The organism is Pseudomonas sp. Ma2-10 (assembly GCF_054330215.1).
In genome coordinates this window covers 140,381-147,869 of sequence record NZ_JBTEYL010000013.1, presented here as the reverse complement: position 1 = coordinate 147,869, position 7,489 = coordinate 140,381, and the positions used below count along the sequence as shown (strand labels likewise).

Here is a 7,489-nt window from a genome sequence, read left to right as displayed (position 1 = left end):
ATCAAGCTGAAGCTAAACGGCCTGAGCCCTGTGGGATACAGAACTCAGGCCGCTTAGGCATAGACATGTAAATCGTCCAGCTTTGTGGGGTCAGTTCAGCGCGTGGGAACGATCAAGTCAGACGTTCACCACCGCATCCGCACACCCAAACTCCCAATCAACCCGTTCAAATCATTGTCATCCACGTCACTGCTGTAGTCGGCGCTGACGTAAAAACTCACGGCGGGTGTCACTCTGGCCACCAACCCCAAACCCACTTCGACGGTCGACGAATAGCGGCTGCTGCTGATCTTCTCAACCTGATCGAGGTTCACGGTATTGCCGGTGTACACCGTGTGCCACACGTTGGTTCGCACATAGGGTTCGACCCCCAGGCCGTTGATGTCGTAACTACCTTTCAACCGCGCACCGACCCGTCCGCTCCAGGACGTCAGATCGCTGGAGGAAGTCTTGCCTGACCCGGCATACGGGGTGTCCAGGGTGATGCGTTGATTGATCAACTGCGCCTGGGGTTCGACTACCCAGTTATCGCTCAGACCAATGGGAAAACCACCTTCCACCGACAGCGTCACCGCGCTGCCCTCGGTCGCCAGTCGGGCGCCCTGATCATTGCGGGTATAACCGTTGATCCGTCCGCCGCTGGCCGTCAAATTCACGTGCCAGCCTTGGGGGCCGGTCAGGCTCCAGTAGGCGCCGAGGCTCTGGCCTTCGAGGTTGAGGGTGTCGTGGTTGGGGTCAGCAAGGGCGCGACCGGTCAGCAGCCCGTTGCTGTTGCCTTGTAACTGAGTGATGCCGCCAACCAGTCCGACCCGCTGGGTATGACCGCTACCGCTTTGCAGAGTCAGGATCGCCGGACCTTTGAATTCGCTACTGCCAGGGATAGAAAATCCCTGAGCCAGGACATCGGTTTGCGCCTTTCGCGAGGCCTGTCCATACACCTGATTCCAGGCCAAAGGCGCAGCGTCCTCGATGGTCAGGCGCGAACTTCGTGCCTCGGAGGCGGCGCTGACCGGAACATCCTGCCCAGACCAAGGCGTGGTTTCATCCTCTGCCGGCCCTGCCTGTACTTCCATGGACGAGCACAGAAGGAGTGAACTCGAGACAGTGCAAAAAGTAACTTTGATCTCTTGTTGGGTGAACGAAATCTTCATGGGGGTCTACCTTGTAATGGCATGTGTAATCTCGATGTGGCGTCTCTCCTACCCCGAATGAGGGGCGACCGAATGGAGTGGGGCAAGCCTCTGGCCGCCCGATTTGCGGGAGTCTTGGGGTTTGCCCCTAGTGTATTTCCGGGGGTAGTAACGTGTAGCTAAGAAGACCCTTGACATCGCGTCAAGAAAATGTCCGATAGGTGGTACACGTATTTTAGGACTCGCAAGTGGCTGATTTAAGGCGAACATCTAAGCTCTTGTTTGCTCGGAAAATCATCAAAGAATCAGCATTGCGAAGCATTTTTGACAGTGGGCTATCACCCCGGCGTTGTTCAAGGTCGCGATTAAAACCCGGTGGATCAATTCGGCATCACGGCGAGGGCAACATGTGGTCAGCCAACACCTTCCTGGTGGAGGGACAACGGCCTGGCCCCCGATTCAGCATGCCCGCCACGCTGGACAGCAGCAGCGACTGACGAAGAAGTGCGGCAGGTGGCGCAGATGGCGCCAACTCAAGACCCGCATGGCCTGCACAGTACTTTCAAGATCAAACCGAACGGGTGATGCCGCCATCTACGCGCAGGTTTTGCCCCGTGATGTATCCCGCGCCTTCAGAGGCGAGGAAGGCGATGGTGGCGGCGATTTCTTCGGCCTTGCCGTAACGACCCATGGGGATGCGCGTGCGAAATTCGTCCTTCTCCGGCAGACTGTCGATGAAGCCTGGCAGCACGTTGTTCATGCGTACATTATCGGTTGCATATTGGTCGGCAAAAAGCTTGGTGAAGGCCGCAAGACCGGCGCGGAACACGCCAGAGGTGGGGAACACCGGATCGGGCTCGAACGCTGCGAAGGTCGAGATGTTGATGATCGTCCCAGACTGCTGCTTGACCATGGTCGGTGTCACCAGGCGTGTTGGGCGGATTGCGTTCAGCAAGTAGACGTCGAGCCCCTTATGCCAATCCTCATCGCTCAGGTCGAGCACCGGCGCGCGAGGGCCATGACCGGCGCTGTTGACGAGCACATCGATGCGCCCCCAACGATCGAGCGTCAGATCGACGAGGCGTTGCAAGTCGTCGTTCGACTGGTTGGAGCCGGTGACGCCCACGCCCCCCAACTGCTTGGCAAGCGCCTCGCCTTTTCCGGAGGCAGACAGGATCGCTACCTTGAAACCATCAGCCGCCAGGCGTGTGGCGGCCGCAGCGCCCATGCCGCTACCTCCTGCCGTGATGATGGCTACTTTTTCTACAGACATGATGCCTCCTCAGGCGTACCAGAATTCAATTGTGGAAATCCATCAACTTCCGACTGACTATAGGCCGATGAACCTGCCCATTCGAACCAGATTGACTGCCTTATGACTGTAGAAAAACTACATGATAAAAAATAGTTCGGCACGACTGCCGCCACTCAATGCCTTGCGTGCCTTCGACGCGGTCGCGCAGTCTCTGAATTTCCGCCTGGCGGCTGAACGACTGAACGTCACCCAGGGCGCCGTGGCGCAGCAAATTCGCAAGCTTGAGGCTGATCTGGGCATCCGGCTGTTCGTACGCGAAGCGCATGGGGTTACGCTGACGGAGGAGGGGCGTGCATTGGTGCCAAACATCCGCCGTGCTTTTGAGCTGATCTCCGATGCCGCCGCAGCCGTACGCTCCACCGCTGCGAGCTTGACGATCAGCGTCACGCCAACCTTCGCGGCCAAGTGGTTGATCCCCAAATTGCCCGAGTTCGTGGCCGTCAATCCTCTGATCAATTTACGTATTCTTGCCTCCGAACACCTGTCGAGTTTCCATGCGGATGGCGTCGACATTGCCATCCGCCAGGGCCGACCGCCTTTCGGGCCTGGGCTGGTAGTGGATTTCCTGTTTCCTCAGGAACTGATCGCTGTTTGCAGCCCTGGCTTGCTCGCACTCACGGAAGCAACTTTGACCCCGGCGAGCCTTCGTGGGCAGGTGCTTCTCGAGGACAGTCATAACCTCTGGCCAGAGTTACTCGAGTGCACGCTGGGTCAGCCCAACGTGACCGGGACCAAGCGTATGCAGTTCAATCAAACGAGCCTGGCAATAGACGCGGCCATGGCGGGCCAAGGGATCGCGCTAGCCAGCCGTTTTCTGGTGCAGGCAGACCTTGCTAATGGCCGGTTGGTCCAGCCGTTTGCGGCACGGATGCGCGGCAGCCAGGATTTTTATGTCGTGGTCCCCCGCAAACAGCGCCACCCCGAGCCCACCGAGGCCGTGCGTGCCTGGCTGCTCAAGGAAGGTGAACAGCGTAATGCTGCAATATCTGAAGCAGTTCCTCGAAGCTCCGATCATTGTTAATCAGCTGACTGCATGGACTACCACCCCGGTCACGGTGCGCCGAGCCACATCCTCGGATAACCCATGATCGATTGCACCACGATATAGGGCTTGAGCTAGCAACGCCGGATAGGCGGAGCCTGTACCGGCCAGCTCAGCGCTTTTCGTTCAGACAAATACAATTTCATAAGGCAACCGTATCCGTTCCAGAAGCACCGGGGGCAGTAACGGGGCGAGGCCGATGGCCGGCTCGCCGTCGAGCTGGCTGGCATAGGCGTGGGTGGCGTGGCTTTTGCGCGCGACGGTCCAGGTGTCCAGGCGAACCTTGCGCGCGCGATGCCACGGGATGAGCCCTCGATCACGCGTTGGCCAGTGCCAGGCCCAGACCGGTACTTCGTTGAACGCCGCGCCGACCATGGCCGCGGCCTTGACGCTGGCCCGGCCGACGGCGTCATGGTCGACAATGCCATCCTCGCGCCATGTGCTGAACACCACATCCCCGGGGCGTAAATAACGGGCAATGAATTGAGTCATCTGAAATTCCCGTTCGGCCAAGGCGTTGTCTGTGAAGCCGCCACGAATCCATTTGAGGCTGTGCATCGGCAGCCCGAGTCGGCGCAAGGCTTCGAGGCTTTCCTGGGGGCGGAACACGCTCAAGCGTTTCTCCGACCACTGCTGCGAGCCCGGATGGCTGGCGCTGCCGTCGGTAATCGAGATTAGCTGGAGCGGATGCCCCAGGGCGCTGAGCAACTGCAGCAGGCCGCCGCAGGTCACGACTTCATCGCCCGGGTGTGGGGCAATCACTACAGCGCGTGCGCCGGCGGGGACCAGGGTCTGAGTGCTGATGACAGGAATGTTGTCCAGTTGCGGGGCGCTGTTCCAGATTTGTACTGGCAGGCTGCTGTCACTGATGGAGACCGATTTCATGGCTACGTCCTTGTTCTCGTTGATAGCAATGTGCAGCGCTCCAAACCCTGGATTGCCGCGAGCAGAGTATTGCTTATGTCACGCTATTCGTCGCCTCGATGTTCCATCCGTACGTTTTTTTATCCGACCTGTACCAGGTCCCGCAAAAAATCACCAAATCCTCCCCGTGCGCGGCTGTCCAGTCGGGCACTGGTGAGCACCTGCGGACGCTGGCTCCAGGCAATATTCGCCCCGCAGCGCTCGAGTTGCCGCACCAGTTGTACATCTTCGTCATTGGCCAGCGGTTCGAAACCACCGGCACGCCGGTAAGCCTCGGCACTGATGCCCAGATTGGCACCATGGATATGCCGGTGGCCATCGCGGGCCTGATAACGCTGGTGATAGCGAATCTGTGTCGCCTCATCGAAGGCCGCGCTCCACTGATCGACCGTCACCGTGCCGCACACTGCGTCGACACCGAGGTCCAGTTGCGCCACCAGCCAGTCCTTGGCGACCCGGCTGTCAGCGTCGGAGCAGGAAATCCAGCGCACGCCCCGATCCAGTAGAAACCGTGCGCCCGCGGCGCGCGCCTGGCCGACGTTACGCGCCTCGATTGCCAGGCTGTGCACCGGATAACTGTCGACAATCTCTGCGGATCGGTCGGTGCAACTGTCGAGTACCACCAGCACCAGGACCGTTTCACCCTCCAGCCGTTCATGGCACGCGGCGCGCAGGGCCGCCCGGATGCACGCTTCGATCAATGCTTCTTCGTTATGCGCCGGGATCAAAATGCCAATCATCGCAAGCCCTCCAGCGTGGCGACGGAGCGCGGCTCACGGCTCCAGAGTTCCAACAGGAAGTCGGCCTCCTGGTGCAGGACCAGGCGCGGCAAGTGCAACTGTTCGTGAAGCAGGTCATGGACTTGTCGGGCGTTCAGCGGGCAGCCATCAATCGGTGGGCGCCAGTGGCAGGCCAGGAGCTGACCGTCGGCAGTCAGTGACCGGGCAGTCTGTTCGATCAGGCACTTGAGGTCTTTGGCGTCCAGGTAATAGCCAACTTCGCTGAGCACGACCAGGTCAAACTGTTCCTCCGGCCAATCCCCCGGCAGACGGCTTTGGCGGACTTCGGCATGGTCGAACAGACTCAGGCGAATGCGAGCCAGCGCCACGGCGGCGGCGGCCGTATCGCAACACAACAGGCGATCGCAGCGAGTGGCCAGCTCAGCGCTCAGTTCCCCGTTGGCGCAACCGGGCTCGAAGATCGCGCGATAGTGCGGTCGGGGCAGCGCGGCTAAGGTTATGGCGCGTTTGCGCTGTTCGTACCAGCGCTGACGGAACGCCCAGGGATCGTCGTTGCCGGCGAACAAACCGTCGAAATAGCGATCCTCGACGCTCATACAAACACCACTTCAAACGGTTGCAGTAACCGGTCCAGCACATACGGTGCCAGCACCGCAGGCAAACCGATTGTCGGGTCGCCCTCCAGTTGGCTGGCGAAGGCATGGATGGCGTGACGTTTACGCGCCACCAGCGTCGGGGCCAACAGAATTTTTCGCGCCCGGTGCCAAGGCACGAAACTGTCTTCGGGGGTTGCCCAGTGCCAGGCCCAGACGGGCAGCTCATGCAGCGCAGCACCGACCCGTTTCGCCGCTTCGGCACTGGCACGCCCCACAGCCTCATGATCGCAATGGCCGTCTTCGCGCCATGTGGTAAAAACCACATCGTTGGGCTGCAGATGACGCTCGATGAACTCGCACAATTCGGCTTCCCGTGCCGCCACCTGACTGTCGGCGAAACCACCGCGCAGCCATTTCAGGCTGTGCAATGGCAGGCCGAGTCGGCGCAAGGCCTGGGCTGACTCCTGCGGGCGAACCACGCTCAGGCGTTCCATCGGCCAGCGCTCGGAACCGGGATGGCTGGCACTGCCATCAGTGACTGAAATCAGTTGCAGCGGCCGGCCGGCCGCAGCGAGCAATTGCAGAAAGCCGCCGCACCCCAGCACTTCATCATCCGGATGGGGGGCGATGATCACGGCGCGCGAGCCTTCCGGGACCAGCGTCAGGATCTCTATCACCGGTAATTGGGCCAGATGGCTTGAGGTTTGCCATAAATGCAGAGGCGTTCCCTGGCCGACAATCGGATGGATTTTCATAGCGCCCATGTCCCCGAAAGTACTTTCTGCCCAAGCGCTGCAAGATCCCGTTCGGCGTGGCTTTGACGCAGGAATACCGGCAGGTCGGCGATCAGTCGGGCGAACTGTCGATCCTTGCAATAGGGGCCGGCACCGAGTGCGTGGCCGACATGCTGGATAACCTGTTCGGCGGCGTGTTCAACCACCGCGCGGGCGCGTCGAGCCGGGCGCTCGGCATCGTCCAGTGGCGCGGCGTCGATCATCAATGCGCTGGCCCGCAATACCTCGGCGCCAGCATGCAGCGCGCTGTCGACCGCGCCCAGGTGGGCGAGGGCGTGGGGTTCTTCACGTTGAGCGCAATGGCCGCGCAGGCGTTCGGCGATGCTCTGTGCCGCGCCGTACCAGCAAGCGGCAATGCCGATTCCGCCCTGCCAGAAGCCGGGACGTTGCAGGTAATCGCCGGGGTTGCCAATGGCTTGTGCTTCGGCGCCTTCGAACACCACCTCGACGCTGCCAGTGGCACCCATTCCGACGGCTTGCCAGCCCTGATCCGTGAGGGTCACGCCGGGTTGGTCCAGCGCCACCGCAACCAATTGCTGCCGGTCGTGATGATCCCATGCCGTGAGCAACGCATGACTCAACACCGAAGCACCTGAGCACCAGGCCTTGCGCCCATTCAACACAACCATCTGACCTTGCGGCCTGACGTGCACGCGCGCTGCCGGTGGTTCTGCCGCCCACATGCCCCACATGCTGGAAGGCGTCGGTGAACCGCCGAGTTGCTGGATGATCGCCAGGGCGTCGGTATGGCCTTCGTACAATTTGCACACCCCCAGATCATGCCCACCAACCTCGGCCAAACGCTGAAAACGCTCCAGTGTCTGGCCACTGCCAGGCAGCGGAAGCTGATCCAGGCCTGCTTCCACCAGCGCTCGCAGGCACCGGCCTAATGCTTGAGTGTCGGGGTAATCCGCTGGCTGACGCTGGAGAAATCCCTGAAGGTCCATT

General features: G+C 60.8%; 9 protein-coding genes. 1 reads left to right on the top strand and 8 read right to left on the bottom strand.

Features of this window, described 5'->3' with window-relative positions:
* Nucleotides 1-125: 125 nt before the first annotated feature.
* Together ACXPVS_RS17185 and ACXPVS_RS17180 are read right to left on the bottom strand one after the other, a co-directional pair.
* Entirely contained in the window at nt 126-1,151 is a 1,026-nt protein-coding gene (locus tag ACXPVS_RS17185; protein WP_458510991.1) for an autotransporter domain-containing protein, read from the bottom strand.
* Between the two features lie 547 nt (nt 1,152-1,698).
* A complete protein-coding gene (locus ACXPVS_RS17180; protein WP_458510990.1) occupies nt 1,699-2,403 on the bottom strand; it encodes an SDR family oxidoreductase in 705 nt (234 codons plus the stop codon).
* A 121-nt stretch (nt 2,404-2,524) separates the two neighbouring features.
* Here ACXPVS_RS17180 and ACXPVS_RS17175 point away from each other — a divergent pair, with 121 nt between their 5' ends.
* Entirely contained in the window at nt 2,525-3,466 is a 942-nt protein-coding gene (locus tag ACXPVS_RS17175; RefSeq protein WP_458510989.1) for a LysR substrate-binding domain-containing protein, read from the top strand.
* Here the strand turns inward: ACXPVS_RS17175 and ACXPVS_RS17170 are convergent, their stop codons facing one another.
* The 6 genes from ACXPVS_RS17170 to ACXPVS_RS17145 form a co-directional block, all read right to left on the bottom strand.
* Nucleotides 3,467-3,598 (bottom strand): hypothetical protein, encoded by a 132-nt coding sequence (locus tag ACXPVS_RS17170; RefSeq protein ID WP_458510996.1) that lies wholly within the window; start codon nt 3,596-3,598, stop codon nt 3,467-3,469.
* A 15-nt stretch (nt 3,599-3,613) separates the two neighbouring features.
* Nucleotides 3,614-4,372, bottom strand: coding sequence for a PIG-L deacetylase family protein (locus tag ACXPVS_RS17165; protein ID WP_458510988.1), 759 nt, complete (start codon nt 4,370-4,372; stop codon nt 3,614-3,616).
* A 119-nt stretch (nt 4,373-4,491) separates the two neighbouring features.
* Nucleotides 4,492-5,151, bottom strand: a complete 660-nt coding sequence (locus ACXPVS_RS17160; protein ID WP_458510987.1) for a glycosyltransferase — start codon at nt 5,149-5,151, stop codon at nt 4,492-4,494.
* Nucleotides 5,148-5,747, bottom strand: a complete 600-nt coding sequence (locus ACXPVS_RS17155; RefSeq protein WP_458510986.1) for an SAM-dependent methyltransferase — start codon at nt 5,745-5,747, stop codon at nt 5,148-5,150. Before ACXPVS_RS17155 ends, ACXPVS_RS17160 begins: the two co-directional genes overlap by 4 nt.
* Complete coding sequence (locus ACXPVS_RS17150) at nt 5,744-6,502, bottom strand: PIG-L deacetylase family protein (protein ID WP_458510985.1); 759 nt, start codon at nt 6,500-6,502, stop codon at nt 5,744-5,746. The genes ACXPVS_RS17155 and ACXPVS_RS17150 overlap by 4 nt, the downstream gene beginning before the upstream one ends.
* Nucleotides 6,499-7,488: an acyl-CoA dehydrogenase gene (locus tag ACXPVS_RS17145; RefSeq protein ID WP_458510984.1), complete on the bottom strand. Its 990-nt coding sequence runs from the start codon at nt 7,486-7,488 to the stop codon at nt 6,499-6,501. The genes ACXPVS_RS17150 and ACXPVS_RS17145 overlap by 4 nt, the downstream gene beginning before the upstream one ends.
* Nucleotide 7,489 lies beyond the last annotated feature (1 nt).

Bases quoted from the DNA above. Each gene is read 5' to 3' on its own strand.
- ACXPVS_RS17185 (WP_458510991.1), bottom strand. From the start codon at position 1,151: ATGAAGATTTCGTTCACCCAACAAGAGATCAAAGTTACTTTTTGCACT.
- ACXPVS_RS17180 (WP_458510990.1), bottom strand. From the start codon at position 2,403: ATGTCTGTAGAAAAAGTAGCCATCATCACGGCAGGAGGTAGCGGCATG.
- ACXPVS_RS17175 (WP_458510989.1), top strand. From the start codon at position 2,525: ATGATAAAAAATAGTTCGGCACGACTGCCGCCACTCAATGCCTTGCGT.
- ACXPVS_RS17165 (WP_458510988.1), bottom strand. From the start codon at position 4,372: ATGAAATCGGTCTCCATCAGTGACAGCAGCCTGCCAGTACAAATCTGG.
- ACXPVS_RS17160 (WP_458510987.1), bottom strand. From the start codon at position 5,151: ATGATTGGCATTTTGATCCCGGCGCATAACGAAGAAGCATTGATCGAA.
- ACXPVS_RS17155 (WP_458510986.1), bottom strand. From the start codon at position 5,747: ATGAGCGTCGAGGATCGCTATTTCGACGGTTTGTTCGCCGGCAACGAC.
- ACXPVS_RS17150 (WP_458510985.1), bottom strand. From the start codon at position 6,502: ATGAAAATCCATCCGATTGTCGGCCAGGGAACGCCTCTGCATTTATGG.
- ACXPVS_RS17145 (WP_458510984.1), bottom strand. From the start codon at position 7,488: ATGGACCTTCAGGGATTTCTCCAGCGTCAGCCAGCGGATTACCCCGAC.